The following is a 23,585-nucleotide window of genomic DNA, read 5'->3' as shown; positions in this document are numbered from 1 at the left end:
TCGGACACGCAACAGATTATGCGAGTTCCACGCGCCGCGTGCATCTCCGACGCCCACGCCATGGTTATCGATGCATCGAGCATCTTTCCCGCGAGCCGAACGCAGATGCCGAACGTACATGCGGGCATGGGAAAACGCTTCGCCAAGCATGCCGCGTGCCTGTGCCGGTCACCCCGGATGGGCGCGCCTTGACGAGACTATTTTCTTCGAAGCAAATTCTCTTAGCCTTCCTTACCGTCCAGACGAGGACTCCAGAGCCAGCTGGCATAGCGTCCGCAATACACAGCAAACGCAACGATCCAGCAAGCGCCCGAAAATTCGATAGCCAGCAGCATCTGCTGCGGCCAGAGCACGGGAACCAGCACGCGCAGGATCGCCGCAAGCACGAGCAAGCTGTAACAAACGTGCTCGGCATGTCCCGTTTTTAGCGGCCGGCCAGTATGGCCGCGCGCGGTGCGCGTGATCATCGCCACGATGGCGCAGCCGATCGCACCCACCGTGAACGCATGAATCGCGAGCGAATGCCCGACGAGGCCCAGCGCCGCGAGCGCGAGCATCGCAAAGCCGAGCGGTATCCACGCATAGGCGATGTGCAGGATGGCAAGAATGGGACGATTGCCGGCGCGCCACGAACGCCAACCCAAAATGCGCACGCCTTGCGCGCATGCAGCAAGCGCGGCGGCGATGGCAATCGTAGGGCCCGGTGCGCCGAAGCCGTCGAGCACGAACGCGAGCGCGGTCAACGGCAGCACGGCCGCTTCGACAAAACGCCAGCGGCGAAAGGCATAACCGGGAACGGCGTTCACGGTAAAGGACGGAATGATGCGCCCGCCGATGATCGTGACGAACATCACGAGCAATCCGACCGCGATATACGCGCCATGCAGGGCCCAGTCGGGGCGCGCCAGGATTGCGGCCAGATGAAAGGCCAGGTTGGTCAGCGCGAGCAGCCCCAACGCAACAGGCAGGAAGATGTTGTGGCGGTTCTTCGCATGCACGAGCACACGCAGCAACACGAGCGCACAAACCGGCAAGAACGCCACGTCGACGGCCATCGCGGCCACTGGCGGCGCATACCCCACCGCCAACCGCCCAGCGAGCCACAACAGCCACAACGCCGCGAGCGACTTGCCCTGGGCGGGCGTAATAGAGGTCCATGCGCGCACCGCGGTCAGCAGAAAGCCGGCCACGATTGCGGCAGCAAAGCCGAAGATCATTTCATGGACATGCCAGAGCATGCCCGGCAGATACGGATGCAAATTCGGCAGCGGATGCCCGCCGAGTTCGGCCAGCCAGGCCAGCATGGCGGCACTGCCAAAGAGCGCGCCGCCCAGGTAGAACGGGCGAAAGCCGAGCGCCCACAATGCGAACCCACGCGGCGCACGCGCTGGCGGCTCACCGATCTGGTACAGATTCATGATCGCTCTCCGGCACAAAGATGTATTTTAATTGCATCTTATATGCGTCGGAGCGTCCGTGCTGATGCGGCATTTCCTCGCAGCGAGGCCGGAAAGCGCAAAAAGCACGCTGCGCACCAACGCGCGCTGCGTGCTTTTATAAGGATAGCTAACGTGTGTCTATGCGGGGCTCAGGCGGCTGCAGCCAATGCCTGCGGCAGGTGGTTCTGCAAATAGGCCTCGAATTCATCCTTCACCTCGGGATGGCGCAGCGCGAATTCAACCGTGGCCTTCAGATAGCCGATCTTGCTGCCGCAATCGAAACGCGTGCCCATGTAGCGATACGCAAGCACCTGCTCTTCCGTGAGGAGCGATTGCAGCGCGTCGGTGAGCTGAAGCTCGCCGCCCGCGCCCGGCTTGAGCGAACGCAGGTGATTGAAGATCGTCGGCATTAGCACATAGCGGCCGACCACACCCAGATTCGAAGGCGCGACTTCCGGCGCCGGCTTTTCCACGATGCCCGAAAGCTTGAACACGTCTTCTTCCCACTCGCGGCCATCGACGATGCCGTACGAGGCGCTGTTTTCGCGCGCGATCGATTCCACACCCACGATCGAGCTGTGATAGTGGTTGAAAGTGTCGACGAGCTGCTTCATGACCGGCTTGGGGCTATAAAGCAGGTCGTCGGCGAGAATCACGGCGAACGGCTGGCCGCCTACGAGCTTTTCAGCGCACATGACGGCGTGGCCGAGGCCCAGCGCTTCAGCCTGGCGCACGTAGAAGCAGTCTACGTTGGCCGGCTTGATGCTACGCACCAGATCGAGCAGCTTCTGCTTGTTACGCGCTTCGAGCTCGGCTTCGATCTCGTACGACTTGTCGAAATGATCTTCGATCGCGCGTTTGCTGCGGCCGGTCACGAAGATCATTTCGGTGATTCCCGCGGCAATCGCCTCTTCCACCGCGTATTGAATGAGCGGCTTGTCGACGATCGGCAGCATCTCCTTGGGGCTAGCCTTGGTGGCAGGCAAGAAGCGCGTACCGAGGCCCGCAACAGGAAATACCGCTTTGGTAACTTTGAGCATGATGTTCATTCCCACTTCGATCGTTTGAGTAACGGTCTCGCAGCAAGGCAAGCCGGCGTCCCCGAGGGTCTATGGGGCAGTTTTTATTTTCAAAAGGGTCGGGTCCGTCCAGCGCGAAAAAATTGGACGAAATTCCGATTGCGAAGATCAAACAGACTGGCGGAAATTATTTCCTGATTGGTTGCCATACGCTCCGGATAATCGGCATGAATTTCCTGATCCGGTTTTCCATTATTCCAGCCGGCAAGCAAGCAGGCTTCAAACCGATTTGCAATCATGGCGCCATATGGCGACGCAATTCGGATATCGCAGGCCGCGCAGTCTACTCGACTTCGTCGGCGGGCGGCAAGCCGCCCGTTTGCGTGCGCGAACGCCGGATAGGCTCGTTGCGCAGCGCCTCGCGATACGCCGACACCGCGACGAGAATCAATAGCACGGCAATGCCGGCCAGCAAATGCAGGTTCATCGAAATCTCCATCGACCTAAGGCGATCCCCATCAAACTAGCATTTCAAATCACACAAATAAACCGCTTTCGCGTTACAAGATTTTATTTTCCGATTTCGGTGCGATTGCGGATTTTTTACGTCATTTCAGATAATTGCTTTGAATACTTTTTGAAAAAATTTCGCATAATTTCCCCGCGTGAGGCTCCTATGATCGCCAGGTAGCCTCCTACTATCACGCACGCCACGCCCCAATGAGCGATCCCGCACTCGAAACCGTCGTACCCCGAGCAACCGCCATGCCCGCTGCCGCGAGGCCTGCAGCGGCCAGCGGGTTTGCCAACGCCGCCGCGAACGATCACCTGATCGATGCGCTGCGCGGCTTCGCTGCCTTGCTGGTGGCGTATTTCCATTGCCGCCAGGTCACCTGGATCGGCATGGGCGCTTTTCACCAGACTCACGCGAGCCTGGCGAGCCCCGGCACGATCGCCGCCTGGCTCACGCTGCCTGTCGCGTGGGGATCGGCCGGCGTGCCGATTTTTTTTGTCATCAGCGGCTATTGCATTCACCGCAGCGGCGCGGCGCGCCTGCTGAAGAACCCCGATTTCCGGCTCGACGCCGGCCAATTCTGGCTGCGCCGCTTCGTGCGGATCTATCCCGTGCTGCTAGCCGCGCTCGTGCTCACCTTCGCCGCCGATTCGTTCAGCCTCACGCTGACGCCCGTGAGCCACAAGATTCTCGACATCGGGCCACGCGCGTTCCTCGTCAACCTGATCTCGCTGCAAGGCGTGGCGGGCCCGACCTACGGTTCGAACGGGGCGCTCTGGACGCTTTCGCTCGAAGTGCAGTTCTACCTGCTCTATCCGCTGCTTTTCGCCGTGCGCCGCCGCGTCGGGCTCAATGCGGTGCTCATCGGCATTGCTGCGATCAACGTGATTTCGGCGCTGACGCTCGCGCCGCGTGACATCGTTTTCTTCACGTCGTACTGGTTCTCGTGGATGCTCGGCGCGTGGATTGCCGAAGCGCGTTTGCGCGGTTCGGAGGGATTCCGCTTCGCCTATGTGGCTTCGGCGCTTTTCGCAGTGGCGGGCTGCGTGGCGTTTCACTTCGGGCAGTACGGCGCATTCCAGCTTTGGGCCTGCTCTTTCGCGTGCTATCTCGTGAAGGCCCTCGCGCGACCGGCCACGACGCGCGGTGCAATCATGCAAGTATTTTCGAAGCTCGGCGCGTTCAGCTATTCGCTCTACCTGATTCACTTGCCGCTTTTCGTGCTGCTCGGCTCGCTGCTGTTCCGCTCGGCCCTGCAAACCTCGATCTGGGCTTCATTCGGCTTCACGCTCGCCGTGCTGCCGGTTGCGTGGGTGTTTTATCGGCTCTTTGAGTTGCCGGCGCTTAATGTTGCTGCGCGGCTGCGCAAGCGGGCTGCGTGAGGGGTGTGGGAAGCAGGCTTTAGATTGCGCACAGCTATCTCGTGAACATTGGGCCGCTAAATCAGCGGCCCTTTTTCTTTCACCCGCGCCTGGCGTCGCGCTCAAAAAATAGCGGGGCCACTTTCATGGCCCCGCTCTCGCCGTCGTGCTTCAACGGCCTTGCCCCTTTTGCGAACCCCTATCGCGCGCGCGTCACCACTCCATCCAGCACGCGCCCGACCGCTTCCACATACTGCTCCTTGCCAAAACGCTCACGCGCCACAGCCAGCCCATTCTGCGCAAGCCGTTCACGCAGCGTCTCGTCATCGCACAGCGCGGAGATCGTGCACGCAAGCTCCTGCGCGTCGCCCGGCGTGCAGAGCAAACCGCTCTTGCCATGCTCGACGATCTCTTTCACGCCGCCATCGCGCGAAGCCACCACGGGCCGCTGCGCGAGCATGCCTTCCACCACGACGCGGCCAAACGGCTCCGGCGTGATTGAGGTATGCGCGATCACGTCCATCGCGCGCATGCAGGCCGCGATGTCGTGCCGGAAGCCCAGGAAATGGACGCGGTCAGCGAGCCCGCGCGCGGCCACGAATTCGCGCAGTTCCTGCGCGTAGGCGTCTTCGCCGAACAGCGGCGCGCCGACGAATACCGCATGCGCGCGCGGCTCGAGCAGCAGCGCTTCGAGCAGCACGTGCTGTCCCTTCCAGCGGGCCAGCCGGCTGAACGCACCGACGAGGAACGCGTCTTCCGGCAGACCGATCTGCGCGCGCAACTGCGCCTGTGGGACCCGCGCGAGCGCGCGGAACGGCGATTCGTCCACGCCGTTGTGCACGACGTCGATGCGCCGCGAGTCGAAATTCGTGAGCTCCGAAAATACCTGCGCCGAGGCGTGCGAATTCGCGATCACATGCGCGAGGCCGAGCTTCGCGCAGCCCTTGATGACCGCGCGCTGCACGCGCCCGAAATGCTCGTCGCTCACGATATCGCGCAGATGCCAGACCACCGGCTTGCGCGCGAGCTTGCCCGCCAGCACGCCAATCACCATCGCGCGCTGCGTGTTCGCGTAGAGCACGTCGGCGCCACGCGCGCGGCGGCGCGTCTCGCGCACAAGTGCGGCAATGCCCGCGAGCACGCCGAGCTTCGGCACCGCACCGCCATCGCGACGCACGTTGCGCAGCGCGCCCGAGTCGAGCACATCCACGCGCGCGCCCGCGGCGTCGAGCGCCTCGCGAAACGGCCCGTCGTTGAACAGCAGCACTTCGATGCGCGCACGCAGCCCCTTCACCACTTCCAGCAGCGAAAGCTCCGCGCCGCCGAGCACGCCGCTCTGGTCGATCGCCAGCACACGGGGGGCGTTTTGGGTAGCGGGGTGTCCGCTTTCGTCATCGTCGCTGCCCGGACTGGACGTATTGGACGGAGGTTGCGCATCGGAAACTTTCGGCGCGCCGGCACGCGGCAGTCCAGCCTCGGCGATAGCCGGCACGGCCCGCGCCACGCGCGCGAAGAACTGGTCGCGGAAATGCGTCGCGGAAAAGCGCTCGGCATTCGCGCGGCAATCCTCGGCGCGAAAGCGCTGCGGATTGCGCTCGAACGACTCGACCGCCGCGATGATCGACTCGGCGCGCTGCTCCTCGAAGAACAGCCCCGTGGGTTGCGATCCCGAATCGCGCACGGTCTCGAGCGCACCGCCCTTGCCGTAGGCGATCACGGGCGTGCCGCAGGCCTGCGCTTCCACCACCGAGATGCCGAAGTCCTCCTCGGCCGCGAACACGAACGCCTTTGCGCGGCGCATGCGATCGTGCAGCACCGAGAACGGCTGATAGCCCATCACCTCGACGTTCGGGCCGGCTTTCGCGCGCACCTTCTGCATGTCGGGACCGTCGCCGATCACCACGAGGCGCTTGCCCGGCATACGCGAGAACGCCTCCACGATAAGATCGATCTTCTTGTACGGCACGAGCCGCGAAGCGGTCAGATAAAAGTCCTCCTTGCTCGTCTCGAGCTCGAACGAATCGACGTCGACGGGCGGATACACCACCTCGGCCTCGCGCTGATACACCTTGTGAATGCGCCGCGCGATGAACGACGAGTTCGCCACGAACTGATCGACCGAATTGGCCGTGCGCACGTCCCAGTTGCGGATGTAGTGAAGAATCAGGCGCGCGAGCATCGACTTCGGCCCGCGCGTGAGATGCGATTCCTGCAGATACTGGTGCTGGAGATCCCACGCATAGCGGATCGGCGAATGCACGTAGCTGAGATGAAACTGGTCGGGACCGGTCAGCACGCCCTTGGCCACCGCATGCGAGCTCGAAATGACGACGTCGTAGCCCGACACGTCGAGCTGCTCGATCGCGAGCGGCATGAACGGCAGATACGCGCGGTACTTCGTGCGCGCCTTCGGCAGGCGCTGGATGAACGAGGTGGTCGCGCGCTTGCCGCGCAGGAACTTGCGGTCCTTGTCCTCAACGAAATCGACCACCGAGAACAGGTCCGCGTCGGGGAAACAGTCGATGATCTGCTCGAGCACACGCTCTGCGCCCGCGTAGGTGACCAGCCAGTCGTGCACGATGGCCACGCGCGGCTTGCGGTTCGCGACGCGCAAGGGACTTGCCTCATGCGGTCGCGGCGCGGTCGCAGTGGCTTCTCCACGGACACCGGCGTGAAAATCAGTAGGGGTATTGCGCCGTTGTACGTGCGCGGCGGCGCTTTCGGACGGCGCCACTTCGTCGATCAATTCGTGACTCATGCGCTTTTCCGTAGGTTCAGACGAAACAGGAGAGAACGGGCGTAGCCGCGCAGCAGCGGCGTGGTCGCCACCGACCACACGCAGTTGGCCAACGCCAGCACGACGCCCGCGCCAATCGCATAGATCGCGTCGGGCAGCCACCACGCAATTGCAAGCGCGGCGGCCAGAAAGCTCAGGTGTGCGAACATGTCGACCACGATGGTGCGGCTGTGAATACGTGAGAGCCACAGCAGCACGACGTAGTCGAACAAGGCGCGGAACAGCACCGCCGCCGCCGCGCCGGGCAGGCCGAAGCGCGAGATGCCGAGCCACAGCAGGCCGGCGTAGAGCGGCAGTTCGATGAGGCCCACGCGCGCAGCGGCGGCAGGATTGTTCTGCGACTGGATCAGGATGCGCGTCACCCCCGCCTGCCCGATCAGCCAGACGGCGACGATCAGGAAACGGCCAACCGGCGCGCCGTGCCCAGCGATCACCGGGCCAACCCACACGCGCAGGAAAGGCTCGAGCACCACGATCGCGCCTATCGCCACCGGCGTGAAAACCGCGTTGAGAAACTGCAGCGACTGCGCCGCGATTTCATCGGCGTGCTCGCGGTGCAGCGCTGAAAGACGCGGAAACAGCGTGCGCACGAGCGCGTTCGGCACCATGTTCAGGCGCGTCACGAGGTTCTGCGGCACCGTGTAATAGGTGACGAAGCGCGCGCCCATGCCCGCGCCCAGCATCATGCGGTCGAGCGAGTCGGCCACCATCGTCGTGACGCTGGAAACCAGCATCCAGCCGCCGAAATTGAACAGCGCCTTCGAGGTGTCGAAGCGCGGCCGGCGAACGTGACTGATGCCTAGCACGCGCAGCGCCGAGCGGCCGAGCAGCAGGCCCGCGAACAGGCGCGCGAGCACGGCGGCGGCCAGCACGGTCTGCAGATTCGGCCCGAGCGCCCACGCGGCGGCGAGCGGCAGCAACTGGAACAGGAAGGTGCCCAGCGTCTGGTTGGTGTTGTAGATGCCGAAGCGCTCCGCACCATTGATCGCGCCCGCGAACACCCACGAAACATTCGCAATGGGAATCGCCACCGCGAGCCACGGCAGCGCGAGATAGACCTCGTGGCGCAGTTCAGGCGTCACGTGGGTGAAGTACGCGGTATACAGTGCGCCGCCCGAGTAGATCAGCAAACCGCCCACCGCGCCGGTAATGAAGTTGAGCCAGAACGCGCTCCAGAACACGCGCTCGCAGGCGTCGGTGTCTTTCGATGCATAGGCCTTCGAAATATGGTTCTGCGCGGCCATGCTCATGCCAAGATCGAGCACGCTGAAATAGCCGATCAGCGTCCACACGAGCGCAATCACGCCGTAGCGGTCTACGCCCAGCAGCTTGATATACGTGGGCACCGTGACCAGCGACACGAAGGTCGGCAGCACGAGGCCAAACAGATTGATCGCAACGTTGCGCAGTATTCCTTTATCCATATGTGTTCCGTAGCGTGCGGCGCGGCGGGCGATGGCCGGCCCGCGGGCGGCCTGACGAGGCTTGTCCAGGCCTGTCGAAGCCAATCAGGCCGGCTTCCAGCGGTACATCATCACTTTGCCGCGCGCATCTTCTTCAACGAAGATCAGGTATTCGCCATTGGGCTGACGGTTCGCGGTAATGCCGAAGGGCACGTCCACCCAGCCCGAGGTATTGCCGACTTCCGCGCCCGGACCAAACGTGCCGATCTCCTTCGCGCTGTCCTTGTCGAAAACGTGGACGTTGCCTGCGGGCTCGACCATGAATACGTACTGCCCTTCCACGGTGACGCCTGCTGGAGTGACCGGCGGCCTGGCCTTGGGGTCCCAGGGCAGATGCAGCAGCCATGCCTGCTGCGGATTGCCGCTCGACCACTTGTCGTAGCGCACCAGCACGCGGCCCGCTTCTTTCACAAAGCCAGGGTCGTGCGGCGCGTCGGCGGTGTAACCCGCGACGTAAAGCGAGTCGGTCTTCGGCTCGTAGATTGCGCGATGCACCTCGGTAAATGGCGCGGGCATCGGGTACTGATCGCTCTTGTCGTACGAGTAGATCGGGTTGCCCTTCGCGTCGATGCCGCCAAAGCGAAAGCGCGTGATGCCCTTGTTGTCGCGCGCGCGCCAGATGTCGCCGCGCGTATCGATCCACCAACCCCAGCCGCCGGCCAGGTGCCCGGGTCCCGGATACCGGGTGAATTCGTCAGCGTCGAACCCGCCGTTGCCGTTGGCGTCGCGCCAGATCCAGTCGCCGCCAGGCGGCGCGTTCGGGATCTTCTGCACGGGCCGCGCGCGCCCCGCGATAAAGCCCGAGGGAATCGCGGTCTCGCCATCGCGCTGCGGATCGAAGCGGTAGATCTTCAGGTGATCCGCATACATGTCGGTGAGATAGAGGAACGTGCGGCCATTCAGCTGACGCGCGGTCGGCAGACCGGGCCACATATCGCCGTTGAACACCGGGTCCTGCGGATACCTGAATCGATTGGAGAGGAACCCTACGTATTTCCAGTCCTGCCCCGGCGGCTTCGAAAGATCAAGCTCGAAGCGCTTGTTGCCGGTGTAGACGCTATTGGGCCGCGACGGGTCCACCCATGCGCCGTCCACGAACAGCAGGCCCTCCACGTTCCAGAGGCGCTTGCCGGCGGGCGTATAGCTCTCCAGCGTCGCACCCAGTCCCGCGCCGATCGTGCCGTGGCGCGGGCCGATGCCGTTGGTCGACACGTAGATGTTGCCCTTCGCGTCGGCGCCCACGCCGGTCAAGCCATTGAAGCGGCCCGGCCCCGGTCGCCCCACCGTGCTCGACGGGCCCGAGAAAATGCCGCCGCGCTCGCCGAGCGTGCCGCTCTGCTTGTAGCCGCCACTGTCGCGCGAGTAAATGAGGATCTGCTGGCGCGGGCCGTTGTCCGCCACCAGAATGCGCTGCGAAGGATCCACGGCCACATCCACCGGCACAGAGTCGGCGGGCAGCTCGATCGTGTTCGAGAGCGGCTTGCCTTCCGCGGAATAGTGCGCGATGCGCGGCTTCGCATCGGTCACGCTGCCCGTGATCACCCACAGCGAACCGTCGCCCGCAATCGCGATCTTGCCCGGCTCGTGCACGTCGAATTGAGACTTGCGCTGCATGGCGTTCGCGTCGTACACCTCGATGCGGTTGGCCGTGGTGTGGCTTACGTAAAGCAGCGCATCGGTGGCCGCGAGTCCGCCCACCTCGGCAGGCGCGCCGACGTCGGGATGCGAGACGGCCGGCAAATCGGCAATCTTGAGGAACGCGCCCGCGAGCTGCGCGTGCGGATTGGCCGGATCGGGCGAGGGCTGGAAGGCCGCCGCGCGCTTCGGCTCATCGATCGGACGGCGCGTGACGCCATACCACTGGCGCCCCTTTTCCGGCCAGATACCGGGCCCGATCAGATGCCCGCGCTCATTGCCCACGGCCACGGCCGCGTACAAAAAGCGGCTGTTCGCGGCCACGGCGTTGCCGCCGTATCCGCCCCAGCCATGGGTGCCGCCAGCAAAGCCCAGCATCTTGCCATCCTGATACGCGCTGATTTCAGCGCCGCTCTCGTCCCAGGGCGCGTCGGTGTAGACCTTGCCCTCCGGCGTCACGGCGATGGCGGTGATATTGATTTGCGTCCACGTGCCCTGGCCGTTGCCAAACGTATTGCCGATCCACGACGTCGTTACATTGAGTTGCGGCGCGGCGAGGGTCTGTACCGAAGAGGTGCAAACGAACGCACTGAGTGCTGCGAGCGCCAGCGTCCTGCGCATACGGCGGTCGGGAATCGGAAACGGCAAAGCAATTCCTCCGGTCGGGTGAATCCGACTGGATCATGCCGTACATTCATGAAGAAAAATCGCCCCACAAAAAGCGAAAATAATTCAAAAAAATTCAGTGTTCGCCGGGGCTGCCTGTGCGGATGCGAAATAAATCGCCGTGCCGCGCGCCAAGGCCCGCGGCACGGGCCCGGCGCGATCGTCTCCCGTTTTCCGAAAGGAAACCGCAATGCTGTTGCAACAAAATTGTCGCCACATCGTCGCTGCATTGCCGTCGCGTTGATGTAATAGAGCTGGAAATATTCGGCCACTCAAATCGCTTCTATTTTGAAAATCGCGCGTCTATATATTTCGGCTTTTTGACCATTTAATTCTTTTTAGAATGAACCGGACTATGCATGCCTGAAACAACCGGACAGCCGATGACCGTAAACAGCCTCGCCAGCACGCCCCACTCCAACCGTATCGTCCAGCTCGATGGCCTGCGTGCTTTCGCCGTGCTCGCGGTGTTCGCGCAGCACGCGTTGCGCGCGCCGCTCTGGATGGGGGTCGATCTGTTCTTCGTGCTGAGCGGCTTTCTCATCACCGGCATCCTGCTCGAGCGCAAGGCGCGCGGCCAGTCGTACTTCAGCTACTTCTACGCCCGCCGCGTGCGCCGCATCCTGCCGCCGTACATTCTGCTGATGATCGTTTCATCGCTGCTGTTCGGTTTCGGCTGGGCGCACTTCTGGCCGTGGTACGCATTCTTCGCAACCAATATCGGCGACGCGCTGGGCCAAAGCGGCCACGACAGTCTCAACATTCTCTGGTCGCTCGCGGTCGAAGAGCAGTTCTACATCTTCTGGCCCTTCGTGGTGCTGCTGCTGCCACAACGCATGCTCGCCGTGGTGGCCGGCGCGCTCGTGCTGATCGTGCCGGTGCTGCGCGCAATCGCGACGCCGTGGTTCGATTCGTTCTGGCCTATTTATTACCTCACGCCGTTCCGCATGGACCTGCTCGCGATGGGCGCGCTGCTCGCCGTGCTCGTGCGGCGCGACCGAAATGCCCTCGAGCCCTTCAAGGTGCCGGCGGCCATCCTGTTCTTTGCCGCGCTCGCCGTGCTCGCGTGGCTGCATCTGCATTACCCGCGTTTTCGCGCCGCCAACACGCCGCTCTCGAACGCCCTGCTCTACAGCGTGTCGCTCGTGCTGTGCACCTCGACGGTGGTGTTCGCGCTGCAGTCCAAAGGCTTCATCAAGCGCTTGCTCTGCAATCCGGTGCTGGTCTACATCGGCACCATCAGCTACACGATCTACCTGATTCACCTCACGATTCTCTATGCGGTGTGGCCGCTCAATTACAGCCGCCCCGTGAGCGCCGCCATCGCGCTCGCCCTCACGCTCGCCTATGCGAGCGCAAGCTGGCTTCTCCTCGAAAAGCGTCTCACGCGCGGGCCGAGCCACCGGCAACTGCCCGCGGACGCCAACGTGCGCGTGAGCGCCCCCACCTCGCAGTCCTGAATTCCGATCCAATAAACGATAAACGTGCTCCGAATCCACGTTCGCTATTTCAAAGGTACTGACACATGAACGAACGACGCAAAGCGATCATCACCGGCGTATCCGGCCAGGACGGCGCGTATCTGACCAAGCTGCTGCTCGACAAGGGCTATCACGTGGTCGGCACTTACCGGCGCACCAGTTCAGTCAACTTCTGGCGCATGAACGAACTCGGCGTCACGGATCATCCCTCGCTCGAACTCGTCGAGCACGACCTCACCGACGCGGGCTCGACGCTGCGCCTGCTCGAACGCGCCGAGGCCGGCGAAGTCTACAACCTCGCCGCGCAAAGCTTCGTGGGCGTATCGTTCGACCAGCCCGTGACGACCGCTGAAGTGACCGGCGTTGGCGCGTTGAACCTGCTCGAAGGCATTCGCGTGATCAACCCGAAAATGCGCTTCTACCAGGCTTCGACATCCGAAATGTTCGGCAAGGTGCAGGCCGTGCCGCAACGCGAGGACACTCCGTTCTACCCGCGCAGCCCGTACGGCATCGCCAAGCTGTTCGCGCACTGGTCCACGGTCAACTACCGCGAGTCCTATGACATCTTCGCGACCAGCGGCATTCTCTTCAACCACGAGTCGCCGCTGCGCGGCCGCGAGTTCGTGACGCGCAAGATCACCGACGCCGTCGCGAAGATCAAACTCGGCAAGCAGAACGTGCTCGAACTGGGCAACATGGATGCCAAGCGCGACTGGGGCTATGCATCCGAATACGTGGAAGGCATGTGGCGCATGCTGCAAGCCGACGATCCGGACACCTACGTGCTCGCCACGGGCCGCACCGAAACCGTGCGCGACTTCGTGACGATGGCGTTCGCTGCAGCGGGCTTCCAGCTCGAATGGTCGGGCCGCGCCGAGCGCGAGATCGGCGTGGACATCGCCACGGGCCGCACGCTGGTGCGCGTGAGCCCGCGCTTTTACCGCCCCGCCGAAGTCGATCTGCTGATCGGCGATGCGAGCAAGGCGCGCAGCAAGCTCGGCTGGGCACCGCAAACCTCGCTCGAGCAACTGTGCCAGATGATGGTCACCGCCGATCTCACGCGCAACGAGCGACATGAGACGTTCTAACGGCTCCAGCGATCAACCGCGCGCGCTCATCACCGGCGTGGGCGGCTTCACGGGCCGCTACCTGGCGGCGCGCCTGGCCGCGGACGGCTATCGCGTCTGGGGCACCGTGCGCGCGGGCGAAGCCGTTGACGACGCGAACGTGGCGGGCGGCATCACACCGCTCGCCGGGGACCTGCTCGACCCGCAAGCGCTCGCGCACGCGGTGGAAACCGTGCAGCCCGACGCGGTCGTGCATCTCGCGGCCGTGGCGAACGTCGCCAACGGCGACGTGGCGCGCACCTATGTCGTCAACGTGGTGGGCACGCGCAATCTGCTCGACGCGCTCGCGCGCCAGCGTCATGTGCCGCGCGCCGTGCTGCTCGCGAGCAGCGCGAACGTCTACGGCAACGCCACCTCAGGCGTGATCGACGAAGCCGTGCCGCCGCAGCCCGCGAACGATTACGCCGTGAGCAAGCTCGCGATGGAATACGTCGCGAAGCGCTGGAACGCGCAGTTGCCGCTGGTGATCGCGCGGCCGTTCAACTACACGGGCGTGGGCCAGAGCACGGATTTTCTGCTGCCCAAGATCGTCGAGCACTACGCGCGCGGCGACCGGTCGATCTCGCTCGGCAACACCGAGGTCAGCCGCGACTTCTCCGATGTGCGCGACGTAGTGGATGCTTACGCGAAGCTCATTGCGGCGGCACCTCGCGGCGAGACGGTCAATGTCTGCTCGGGCACCGGCTGGACGCTCGGTGAAGTGCTGGCGATGCTTTCGCGTATTGCGGGCTATGAGATCACTGTCAAGGTCGACCCGCGGTTCGTGCGTGCGAACGAGGTGCGTCATCTGGTGGGGTCGAACGCGAAGCTGCGCTCGATTGTGGGGGAAGCGGCGCGCACGCCCATCGAAGGGACGCTGCGATGGATGTATGACGAAGCGCGCAAGCGACTGCTTGCACCCTGATACCGCCGGTTGATTTGATCGTCCGGCGAGTCTCAGGAGGATGGCGTGCGGCCTCGATATTCAAGGCCGCACGCCGGGCAGCATTTAATTGCCTGGCATGAACCAGTTCCAGAAGCCGCTCTTCTGCTCCGGCCGGCTGTACATCTCCAGTGGCGTGCCGGAATCCTCATCCACATAGGGCGTCGCCTGATTTACCAGTTCGTTCAGGTCGTACTTGATGCCCCCGAAATCGCCCGATGCTGGATCCTGTGCCAGCCCGTTACGCCCAATCGTATCGTCGAGGTCAACGCCAAGCACATAGTTCTTGCCCCCCTCCTGAATATTCTTGATCAGCACAACCGTATGCATGCCTGAGTAGTTTGAGTCGGGTCGCGCAATATGGCGCGCACTCAGGACCACGGGGCCTTTATTCAGCTCCTCGCTCAGTTGCTTCGCGCTCAGCGCTCCGGTCGAGATCGGCACGAGCCGTCCGTCTGGCACACCGGCCGCGTGTTGCGCGACCCTGCCGTGATCGAGGAAGCAGGTCTGAGGATCTTGCGGTTTCAAGATTTTCGACTTCATCAGATCGGCAATTCGCGGATCGTTCTTCGCATATTTCGCGAGCGAAATGAGTTTCGACAGCCCTCCGCCGCCCGGCACGCCAGTGTCGCCATGAACCGACCACGTACCGCCTTGCGGGTCGTATCGAATCGGATAACTAAATGCGTTTGGCGAATCCGGATGCACAGCACGCCAGGTGTCGTTATCCGAATCATATTTGGTCTTGAAGTACTGGTCGCCACTGCGGACATAGCGTTGGCCATTACCATCATTGAGCACGCCCGGAGCGTTTTCATCGGGCTTTAGCGTGCGTCCATCAACGTTGACGGAATAGCGCGACGGTACGTCCATCGGGTTCTGCTCGACGCGCCCGCGTGCTTCGAGCATACGCGGGTCCGGTGTCGGTCCCATTTCGGCCGGCTTATAGGCGTTTTGTGCTGCATCGCCCTCCTGATTCGCCGCTCCCGGATTGGGTTCGAGCAAATGCGATGTCGATGTTTCCGCCTTGGCGGCTTCCATTTCGGCCGGTGATTTACCTTCCTGCTCCCCAACCGGAACGACCTCGCCCGCCGATACGTCCAGCTTCATGTCCTGTACCGACCCTTTGGCGACAGCGGCCTCCTCTTCCAACTCGGAAATAAAGCTGACGGCTCCCTTGGCCGCCGCGGAAAGGCTTTTGGTCAGAGGGCTCAGCGCAGCGCCTGCGAGCGCGCTGCCCACGTCGATGCCAAACCGCGCCATGGGCGACAACGTCGACGAGCTGTCGAGCAATGCACTCAACGGCGCCAATGGCGTCAGACCCAGCATGAAGCGGGAAAAACCTTCGGCTGCCTGCACATAGGGCTTGGCCCGATTGAACGCGGCCGTGCGTTCGCCATCGGTCTGGCTTTTAATGACATTCGTGTAGCGATCCGACAGGTCACGTACATAATCCGGGCCCGCGGCTGGAAGGTCGTTGACGATCTGTGAATAGGGCTGCGCAGCGCTCGCACCATCGGCGTTGAGTTGCTTGCCGGCATCGACTTGCCATGCGTCCAGCTTCTGACGCAGATCTGGATCGTCCATCATGCGCTGCGTGAAGGCAAGGACGCGCCGATCGGCAACATCGTCTTCGCCCATGCCGGTATTGAGCGAAAAGAGGCCATCGCCAATGGACTTGTAGCGTTTGGATGGATCCTGGTTCGCTTGTGCTTTGGCAATGAGTTCGTTGACGTATTGATTCGCCTCGCCCCACTCAGTCCTGTCCTTCGCCAGGTAATCGTCCAGGCCGCGCGCCACGCCCTCCTGTAGTTGCGCCTTCAGTTTCGTGGCCTGCGCGAAGAGCGAATCGCGATGTTCGGCATCGGCTGCGTTCAGGAATTGCTGGCGCAACTGATCGAGTTGTTTGGTCTGCCCACTGAATTCCTTGCCCAGATAACCCTCGCCGACCGGATGGTTGAAAATCGCCATCGTGCGATCCAGCGGATTATTGATCGAGTGGTTGTACTCGTTGAGTATTTCGCTTTCGATCTTCGCAGCCTTCTCATTCAGGTCGGACCTAACGTCGGGCGAGGTTACGTTGCGGTAAGCCGTCTCCAGCGCCGCCAGCTGGCCGGTGTAGTAATCGCGCATTTCCGGCTGCAGCGCCGCCAACCGCCCTCTGCTGGCGGAAAGTTGATTCTCGAAGTATTGGACATCCTGCGGATAGCCGGTGTAGTCGAGCTCGGTCGCTGCGTTGATCTTTTCGGCAGCGTTGGCATCATTCAAGCGGTTATGCGAATCCTGGTTTCTCCCGTCGATTTGCGTGTCATATTTATTTAGCAATCCTTGCAGCTCGCTTTGGGTAGCGCCGGGCAATACCGGCTTATTAGTCGCAGTTGGCTCATTTGGCGCAAGCTGGCCGCCAGGCGAGTTGGGGACAACGCCCGATGAATCACCGCCCGGCTGCACCGCTGCGTGCGGCTTCGATACGATCCCCTTGTTTTCATGGTCGCCATGCGCGCCATCGGGCACCCCAACGTGCTGGGAACCGCCCACATTGCCATTCTGTGTACCGCCCGCTTGTTCAGGATGCCCAGTGGCTGGCAATGGGTTCGAGGCGTCGGCCTGAAGCGGTTTGCCGCCCGTCGCACCGGGCGCTCCGCCCTGACCGTTTTCACCCGGTTTTCCGGCATCGCCGGCGAGGCCTGACCGCTGCGATCCCGGCGCCGGGTCAGCGTTTCCGACTGCGCCCGGAGTGGCGGGTTGCCCGGCGTTGAGGGATTGAGGCGACACGGGCGGCAGGTTGCCACCCTGGGTACCGAGCGGCGGTGCAGTGTGGTCCCGCGCCTTGGCGTTGCCGCTCTGCGCGCCGCCTTGCCCTGCCGCCAGCCCCGATTGCGGCAACGCATCGGCCGTGCCACCTTGTGTGCCAAGCGGCGGCACAGCCTGCCCGGAACCGTCCACGTTGCCGCGCTGTGTGTCCAATTGTTCCGGATGCGCAGCACCACCGGTGCTGTGATTGGGGACAGCGTTGGTGGCTGCTGGATCTTTACGGTCGCCGTTATGGAATCCCGATGCGCTCTCCTTCTCCTGGCTGCGTTGCGGCCCGGGAGACGTGGTTGCGGCTTCCCCCTGCGGCGGTTTGGTGCCCGCCACAGCCGATGAACTTTCCTGACCATTTTCGCCCTGTTTTACGCCATCGCCCATGGCGCCGGCGCCAACACCGTTGCCTTGTGGCTTCTCCTGATTCATCACGCCAGGCGATTTTTCCACACCGCTGCCGGAACCATCGTCGCCCGCATTGGGAGCGGGTTTTTCGTTCCCATCACCCGCCGCCTTCTCCTGATTTGTTGTACCAGGCAATTTCTCCGCACCGTTGCCAGAACCATCGTCGGCTTCATTGGAGGCGGGCGTAGTGTTCCCCTCACCCGCCTCCGTCCCCTGATTCGTTGCGCCAGGCGCCTGGTCCGCACCGCCGCCAGAACCCTCGCCGCCCGCCTTGAGGGCGGTCTCCCCAACGCCCCCCTCGTGAACGGTCGACTCCGGGGCGTTGCCCGATCCGGAGTCGTTGTTGTTTTCCTTGTTGTCAGCGCTGGCGGCTGGCGGGTTCGCCGGGTTTTCTGTCAAGTACGGGTTGTCGTATCCGTAATTCGAAGAGGTTGCGCCGGTTTCCGAAATGCCCATTTTGAGTTCCCCTATAAAACGTGGATGTCAATGAGGTGGCACCGCCGAATTTGCGGAATGACTCGATTGACAACCCATTGGAGCATTGGGGCAAATGGGAATGTGGTACAGCGTTTCCACCGCGAGCGTATTTGATGTGGCGAATTCGCGCATCGCGTGCTCGAGATGACGGCACAAAACAGTGACCCCGTATCACCGGCTCGATTCATGCGCTCGCAAACTGCAGATGCCGTCCGTTGCGCGGCCCGGTCGTGATATCCAGATTCCCTTTTTCACGCTCCGACTCCCGCCTCATGTTCAACCTTCACTGAAAGGGATCAAATCATGCGTGTGACATTACAACCCCGCATTACCGCTGATGCGCTTTACGGGAACACCGAAGCCGCCGGCCCCAATGCCCTTATGCAATTCGCCGGCGGCGCGCCAGGCCCAAACGCCATGCCGGCCGGCGCAATGGCCGGACCTAATACCAGTTTTGGCGCCGCCATCGGCCTGAATGACAATCCAATGAATCGATTTGGGATGTATGGGCCATCGCCTCAAGACGCCATGGGCATGAACGATCACCAGAACGGTCCAATGACAGATCGGATCGTCAACACCCCGAATGGCGGCCACGACGTCTACTCATACGACGCGATGGGTAATCTGGGCGCAGGAAAGAGTTTCGATGCAAACGGCAATCTCAGGTCTTCGTTTGCCTACGATCACAGCGCGCAGGGGCGCACGCTCACAAATACCAACTTCAATCCCGATGGCAGCGCTCAAGTGGATCAGATTGCAGGCAATCAGCGCAGCAGTTATCGCATCAGCCCCGACGGGCAGATGCAAAATTGGCGTCAGGAGGCGCTGAATGCCTCGGACGCGCAAAGGTTCGCGCAATGGCAAGCGCTCGCAGGACAGTTGCAAATGAATGGGCAAAACGCGGGAAATCCAGTCGCCGGTGCGCAGGGTGGTATGACGCCCATGTCGTCCACGTCCGATATCGGCGGCGCGGGCGCGGCCGGCGGTCCGCAAATTGACGCGCCGCAAATGGCACTCGGCCCGCAGCCCGCTCCGGAATCCGGCGGCGAAGGCGGTCCGCAGATTGTCGCTCCCCAGATGGCAGCCGGCCCGCAGCCCACTCCGGAATCCGGCGGCGCGGACCCGGTCGGCGCCGCCGGTCCGCAAATTGCCACTCCGCAAATGGCACCTGCGCCGCAGCCTGCCCCCGCCAATGCGGGAGGCGGTATGGCGGTAGCGGGCGGCAATCAGGGTCCCGATTCGAAGCTATCGAACATCGTATCGGAAGTTGCAAACGCGCTCTTGCCGCAAATCGCCGATGCGCTCAAGAGCTTGATAGGGCAACTGTTTGGATCGGCAATGCAGGGCGCGGCCGGCCAATCCGGCGCCTCGCCAGCCACTGCCGACCAGATATCTCCAACCGCTGAAGCGGGTTGAAATCCTCATCCCCCGCAGCATAAACGCCGCCCTCCTGTGAGGTGACCCCGGGCGGCGTTTTCATTTCAACGCTACAGCGCCTCAATGCACGCCGTTCGCGGCCGCAATCGCTTCCGCATAAACGTCGGCCACGCGCTTCGCGATCACGGCATTATCGAAGTTCTCGCGCGCATAGGTTTTGCACGCCTCTTCGTCCGGCAGCTTGATGCGCCCGGAGAACGCGGCGTCAATCCCCTCGGCAATCGCAGCAGCCCCCGTTTCGGGCAGCACGAGATCCTGCGACAGCCCGGCCACGGCTTCAGGCAACCCGCCCACCGGCGTAACCAGCACCGGCGTGCCGGCCGAAAGCGACTCCACGGTAATCAAACCAAAGCCTTCGAGCGCCACCGTAGGCACAATGCTCAACGTGGCTGCGCGATAAAGCGAAGGCAACTGCGCGTCAGGCACGAAGCCCAGCAGCCTGACGTTATCGGTCAGCCCCGCTTCATCGATACGCTGTTGCAGTTCCGCTTCCAGACGCCCGCGCCCCGCAATCAGCAGCAGCACATCGGGATGACGCTGCTTCACCACTTTGATCGCGTCGATCAAATCTTCCAGACCCATGCGGCGCACGAGACGGCGCACAGCGAGCACGATCGGGCGATTCTGAGGCAATTGCAGACGCAGACGCGCCTCGGCGCGCGTACAAGCAGGATCGAACTGCGCAGTATCCACACAACCCGGCACGATACGCACACGGTCCGGTGAAATCGCATAACGCTTCGTGAGAATATCGCCGAACGCTTTCGACAGCACAATAAGCCGCGACGACCGTTCGTACACCGATTGTTCTAGCGAGTGCTTGATGCGCTGGCTCAGCGTAGCCGCGCCTTCAACAAAGCTCTCATCGGCCCACGGTCCCTGAAAATGCGAGACCTGCGGAATGCCGCGCGTCACGTCGAGACCCGGAAAGGTATAAAGTGCGAAGTGCGAAGAAATCACATCGGGACGATGGCTTTGAATCTCGCGGCGCAGCGCGCGGCGCGCGTCCATCAAGCGAAACGGCAATGCGCGCGCGGCCGAGCCGAAGCCCTGGATCGCGCCATTGCTGTCCTCGGCCACCTTCGGGGAGCCCGCCACGACGCCGCGCACGTGCACGCCCGCGCTGGGCAGCGCCCCCACGAGCGAGTAATACATGCGGTCGAGCCCGCCCGCGCGCTCCGGAAACCAGTGCATGCCGATCTGTAGCGAATGGATGGAATGTTTCGTCATTTTCGTATCCTTGTCTTGCCCTAGGGCCTGTTATTAGTGTGAACCGGCCCTAAGGTTCAGGGAGTCTTGGCGCGCGGCAGCGGCGCTGCAGCGAAGCCGCTGTCCGCGCCTCGCTGTGCGTCCCGCGTGTCGTTGCGCACCACGGCGCCCGCGTCGCCCGCCAACTGGCGATAGAGCGCGATGTATTGCGCAGCCATGCGCGCCCAGCCGAATTCCCCCGCGAGCTTTGCCGCGGCCTCGCCCATCGCGTGGCGGCGCGGGGTATCGTCTGCGAGTTGCAGGATCGCGTTGGCGAGCGCGGGCGCGTCGTCCGGATCGTCGAGCACGATGCCGCAATCGGGCGTGATGATCTCCGCCCCGCCCGCCGTCTGCGCGGTGACCACGGGCAGGCCCGCCGCCATCGCCTCCAGCAGAGAGAGGCTCATTGCTTCGTAGCGCGAAGGAAATACGTAGGCGTCCACGCTGCGCATCAGCACCGGCATCTCGCGCACGAGCCCGAGAAAATGCACGCGCGAGGCAATGCCAAGTTCGCGCGCCATCTCCGGGTACGGGCTGCCAGGCAGGTAACCCGCCACCGCAAGATGCACGCGCTCGGGCAGTTGCTTGAGCGCCTGCAGCACCGTGCCGAGATTCTTGCGCGGCGTGCGCAGGTCGCCCACGAACAGCAGGAAGAACTTGTCTTCAGGCAATTCGAACTTCGCGCGATCGGCGCTGGCCGAGGCGAAGCCGCGCGTATCCACGCCGTTGTAGATCACGTCGAGCCGCTCGACCGGGTTGCCACCCGAGGCGACGATCTCGTCGGCAACCTTGCGCGAGACGGCGGCAATCACGCGCGAGCGCCGGTAGGCCCAGCGCTCGAGCACCGCATTCGCACGCGTATAGATGAACTGGTACGCCGACCACACGCCGCGCGTGAGCCCGAACGGGTAATACTTGCTGCGCCCCCAGCCGCCGTGCACGAAGTGCGCGGTGTTGACGTCGGCATGTGCCCAGGTGATGAAGCCATTCACATGCAGCACGTCGTAGTCGCGGCGATGGCGGCGCAGCCACAGCGCGCTCTTGAGCGCGAACACCTGCTGGCGCAGCAGATTGGTGGGCCACAGACGCGAAGGCTGCACCGGCACCCACTTCACTTTCGGATGCGCAACCAGTTCCGGCGCGACATGCGAAGCCACCAGCGTGACCTCGAATCCTTCGTCGAGGGCCGCGCGCGCGATTTCATGATTGACGCGCCCCTGGCCGTCGTTGTGGCGCACCACGTGCGTGACGATTGCGACTCTCAATCGGAGACCTCCATGTTGCGGGCCTGGAGACGAGTCAGCTTGCTCCAGTGTCCCGCGCTGAGAATGGAAAACACACTAGAAAACAGCAGCAGACCGCCCGTGCCGACCAGCGAGTTCGTGAACACGAGCATCGCGAAGATCGACACCGTGAGGCTCAGGCACGCGCACACATAGCGGTCCTCGGGCATGCGCAACGAGATGCGCACCGCGCGCACAATGAGCCATAGCACGCCGGACAGATACATCAGCGTGCCGGGCCAGCCGAGCACGAACGGAATGTTCATCACGCCGCTGTCGAAGCTGCCGTACTGGCCAAGCTGCCCGTTGCTGCTCGAAAGCTTGGTCGATGCGCCGGTGGCGCCCAAGCCCTCGCCCGTCACGTCGGTGAAGGCCTTTTTCGCGAACTCGGCATAAAACTGGTTACGCGCCGCGTAACTCTGGTCGTCCTTCAGGTTCACGAGCGTATTCAGACGCTGCTGCATGCGCTCGGCCACCGGGCCGAAGGTGAGCAGCGGCACGCACACGCCCGCGAGCACGAGCGCGCTCACGATGATGCGGATGCGCACCTTGTTGCTCGACTTCGCCAGCTGGATCACCATGGCGAGCGCCCAGCCGCCCCACGTCGAGCGCACCAGCGAAAGCGCGAACGAGAAGAAGCCGAACGCGGCAGCCACCCAGCGCACGCGATGCTTCGCGGCCATCACGAGCACCATCGCGCCCATCATCGCGAACGCGAACGGGCCAGAGGAATTCATCGTGCTGAACACGCGCACGCCCAGCGGCACCGGATCGCCCTGCGAATTCATGTCCGAACCGATCATCCACATGGCGTCCCACGGCGGCATGATGAAGAACTGCACGAGTCCATAGGCGCCCATCACGAGCATGCCGTAAATGAAGGTGTTCACGATGGTCTCGCGGCACTCGGGATACTGGCGCGTGAGGACCATGATGTGAAAACCGATCAGGATCGGATAGATCCAGTTCGCGAGGTCATAGACAGCGGCGGCCGGGCCGCTCGCGACCACGCCCACCACGAATGCATAGCCAATGCCGAGCAGCGTGAGCACGATCGGCAACCCGCGGCGCTGCGCAAGCACCGGGTAGTAGCGCAGCAGCGACAGCCCGCTGATCATCGTGACTGCGAGCGGCGCGACCTGAATCAGGCTCGTGGGCGTGAAGCCGCCCTTGCCGAAGTCGGCGAGGCGGCGCACTTCGGGGCTCAGGAACCACAGCCACCACATGAAGCCGATATAGCGAACCGGATTCACGAAGTAGAGCCAGAAACCCACGGCGATGGCGAGCACCGGAAACGCGAGCGTGAGCACCGTGCCCTGGTGCGCAAGAATCAGCAGTGCGGTAAAGGCCCACAGCGCGATCACGGGCAGCGTGTCGCGGCCCATTGCGCGGCGCAGCGCCGAACGCTGGCGCGGCACTGGCGCAGCGGCCGCCGGCCTGACCGGCGCGTTGAAGCGCGGGGCCGGCGGACGCGGAGCCGGAGCAGGTGCGGGAGCGGCAGAC

Annotated in this window: 15 protein-coding genes; 5 read left to right on the top strand and 10 right to left on the bottom strand. The window is 63.2% G+C overall.

Going from position 1 to position 23,585, the window contains the following annotated elements; translation table 11 throughout:
- Positions 1–221 precede the first annotated feature (221 nt).
- From NH14_RS04580 to NH14_RS04570, 3 genes are all read right to left on the bottom strand, one after another.
- On the bottom strand, positions 222–1,418 hold the full coding sequence (locus tag NH14_RS04580; protein ID WP_035521186.1) for an NnrS family protein: 1,197 nt from the start codon (positions 1,416–1,418) through the stop codon (positions 222–224).
- A 170-nt stretch (positions 1,419–1,588) separates the two neighbouring features.
- The gene (gene galU / locus NH14_RS04575; protein WP_035521790.1) at positions 1,589–2,479 is read right to left on the bottom strand and encodes a UTP--glucose-1-phosphate uridylyltransferase GalU; all 891 of its coding nucleotides are present in this window, start codon (positions 2,477–2,479) and stop codon (positions 1,589–1,591) included.
- Positions 2,480–2,801: 322 nt separating this feature from the next.
- Positions 2,802–2,945, bottom strand: coding sequence for a hypothetical protein (locus NH14_RS04570; RefSeq protein ID WP_165976468.1), 144 nt, complete (start codon positions 2,943–2,945; stop codon positions 2,802–2,804).
- 233 nt (positions 2,946–3,178) lie between these two features.
- Between NH14_RS04570 and NH14_RS04565 the strand changes: the two genes are divergently transcribed.
- Positions 3,179–4,354 carry an acyltransferase family protein gene (locus NH14_RS04565; protein ID WP_035521188.1) on the top strand — a complete coding sequence of 392 codons (1,176 nt, stop codon included), beginning with the start codon at positions 3,179–3,181 and terminating at the stop codon, positions 4,352–4,354.
- A gap of 178 nt (positions 4,355–4,532) precedes the next feature.
- Here the strand turns inward: NH14_RS04565 and NH14_RS04560 are convergent, their stop codons facing one another.
- The 3 genes from NH14_RS04560 to NH14_RS04550 all read right to left on the bottom strand — a co-directional run bounded on the left by NH14_RS04560 (position 4,533) and on the right by NH14_RS04550 (position 10,849).
- Positions 4,533–7,091, bottom strand: a complete 2,559-nt coding sequence (locus tag NH14_RS04560; protein WP_035521190.1) for a glycosyltransferase family 4 protein — start codon at positions 7,089–7,091, stop codon at positions 4,533–4,535.
- The gene (locus NH14_RS04555) at positions 7,088–8,554 is read right to left on the bottom strand and encodes a flippase (RefSeq protein ID WP_035521191.1); all 1,467 of its coding nucleotides are present in this window, start codon (positions 8,552–8,554) and stop codon (positions 7,088–7,090) included. The genes NH14_RS04560 and NH14_RS04555 overlap by 4 nt, the downstream gene beginning before the upstream one ends.
- Positions 8,555–8,638: 84 nt before the next feature.
- Entirely contained in the window at positions 8,639–10,849 is a 2,211-nt protein-coding gene (locus NH14_RS04550) for an NHL repeat-containing protein (protein ID WP_035521791.1), read from the bottom strand.
- Between the two features lie 428 nt (positions 10,850–11,277).
- Between NH14_RS04550 and NH14_RS04545 the strand changes: the two genes are divergently transcribed.
- The 3 genes from NH14_RS04545 to NH14_RS04535 all read left to right on the top strand — a co-directional run bounded on the left by NH14_RS04545 (position 11,278) and on the right by NH14_RS04535 (position 14,406).
- Positions 11,278–12,354: an acyltransferase family protein gene (locus NH14_RS04545; RefSeq protein ID WP_035521193.1), complete on the top strand. Its 1,077-nt coding sequence runs from the start codon at positions 11,278–11,280 to the stop codon at positions 12,352–12,354.
- 65 nt (positions 12,355–12,419) lie between these two features.
- Complete coding sequence (gene gmd / locus NH14_RS04540) at positions 12,420–13,463, top strand: GDP-mannose 4,6-dehydratase (RefSeq protein ID WP_035521195.1); 1,044 nt, start codon at positions 12,420–12,422, stop codon at positions 13,461–13,463.
- Positions 13,450–14,406 carry an NAD-dependent epimerase/dehydratase family protein gene (locus NH14_RS04535; protein WP_035521197.1) on the top strand — a complete coding sequence of 319 codons (957 nt, stop codon included), beginning with the start codon at positions 13,450–13,452 and terminating at the stop codon, positions 14,404–14,406. The genes gmd and NH14_RS04535 overlap by 14 nt, the downstream gene beginning before the upstream one ends.
- Positions 14,407–14,490: 84 nt before the next feature.
- On the opposite strand, the gene NH14_RS04530 is transcribed toward NH14_RS04535, so the two are convergent.
- Positions 14,491–18,090, bottom strand: a complete 3,600-nt coding sequence (locus tag NH14_RS04530; protein WP_152617035.1) for a hypothetical protein — start codon at positions 18,088–18,090, stop codon at positions 14,491–14,493.
- Positions 18,091–18,414: 324 nt separating this feature from the next.
- On the opposite strand from NH14_RS04530, the gene NH14_RS04525 reads away from it, so the two are divergent.
- The gene (locus NH14_RS04525; protein WP_152617036.1) at positions 18,415–19,530 is read left to right on the top strand and encodes a hypothetical protein; all 1,116 of its coding nucleotides are present in this window, start codon (positions 18,415–18,417) and stop codon (positions 19,528–19,530) included.
- 81 nt (positions 19,531–19,611) lie between these two features.
- Here NH14_RS04525 and NH14_RS04520 read toward each other — a convergent pair whose 3' ends face one another.
- Genes NH14_RS04520 through NH14_RS04510 form a run of 3 tightly spaced genes read right to left on the bottom strand, consistent with a single transcriptional unit; the run spans position 19,612 to position 23,467 of the window.
- Entirely contained in the window at positions 19,612–20,781 is a 1,170-nt protein-coding gene (locus tag NH14_RS04520) for a glycosyltransferase family 4 protein (RefSeq protein WP_035521204.1), read from the bottom strand.
- A 56-nt stretch (positions 20,782–20,837) separates the two neighbouring features.
- Positions 20,838–22,064 (bottom strand): glycosyltransferase family 4 protein, encoded by a 1,227-nt coding sequence (locus NH14_RS04515; protein ID WP_052147733.1) that lies wholly within the window; start codon positions 22,062–22,064, stop codon positions 20,838–20,840.
- The gene (locus NH14_RS04510; RefSeq protein ID WP_152617059.1) at positions 22,061–23,467 is read right to left on the bottom strand and encodes an O-antigen ligase family protein; all 1,407 of its coding nucleotides are present in this window, start codon (positions 23,465–23,467) and stop codon (positions 22,061–22,063) included. The genes NH14_RS04515 and NH14_RS04510 overlap by 4 nt, the downstream gene beginning before the upstream one ends.
- Positions 23,468–23,585: the final 118 nt, after the last annotated feature.

The organism is Paraburkholderia sacchari, from assembly GCF_000785435.2.
Classification (GTDB): domain Bacteria; phylum Pseudomonadota; class Gammaproteobacteria; order Burkholderiales; family Burkholderiaceae; genus Paraburkholderia; species Paraburkholderia sacchari.
This window is presented reverse-complemented; position numbering and strand designations above follow the sequence as displayed.

Coding starts and splice junctions, on each gene's coding strand:
- NH14_RS04580 (WP_035521186.1), bottom strand. CDS start 1,418: ATGAATCTGTACCAGATCGGTGAGCCGCCAGCGCGTGCGCCGCGTGGG.
- galU (WP_035521790.1), bottom strand. CDS start 2,479: ATGCTCAAAGTTACCAAAGCGGTATTTCCTGTTGCGGGCCTCGGTACG.
- NH14_RS04570 (WP_165976468.1), bottom strand. CDS start 2,945: ATGAACCTGCATTTGCTGGCCGGCATTGCCGTGCTATTGATTCTCGTC.
- NH14_RS04565 (WP_035521188.1), top strand. CDS start 3,179: ATGAGCGATCCCGCACTCGAAACCGTCGTACCCCGAGCAACCGCCATG.
- NH14_RS04560 (WP_035521190.1), bottom strand. CDS start 7,091: ATGAGTCACGAATTGATCGACGAAGTGGCGCCGTCCGAAAGCGCCGCC.
- NH14_RS04555 (WP_035521191.1), bottom strand. CDS start 8,554: ATGGATAAAGGAATACTGCGCAACGTTGCGATCAATCTGTTTGGCCTC.
- NH14_RS04550 (WP_035521791.1), bottom strand. CDS start 10,849: ATGCGCAGGACGCTGGCGCTCGCAGCACTCAGTGCGTTCGTTTGCACC.
- NH14_RS04545 (WP_035521193.1), top strand. CDS start 11,278: ATGACCGTAAACAGCCTCGCCAGCACGCCCCACTCCAACCGTATCGTC.
- gmd (WP_035521195.1), top strand. CDS start 12,420: ATGAACGAACGACGCAAAGCGATCATCACCGGCGTATCCGGCCAGGAC.
- NH14_RS04535 (WP_035521197.1), top strand. CDS start 13,450: ATGAGACGTTCTAACGGCTCCAGCGATCAACCGCGCGCGCTCATCACC.
- NH14_RS04530 (WP_152617035.1), bottom strand. CDS start 18,090: ATGGGCATTTCGGAAACCGGCGCAACCTCTTCGAATTACGGATACGAC.
- NH14_RS04525 (WP_152617036.1), top strand. CDS start 18,415: ATGCGTGTGACATTACAACCCCGCATTACCGCTGATGCGCTTTACGGG.
- NH14_RS04520 (WP_035521204.1), bottom strand. CDS start 20,781: ATGACGAAACATTCCATCCATTCGCTACAGATCGGCATGCACTGGTTT.
- NH14_RS04510 (WP_152617059.1), bottom strand. CDS start 23,467: ATGGGCCGCGACACGCTGCCCGTGATCGCGCTGTGGGCCTTTACCGCA.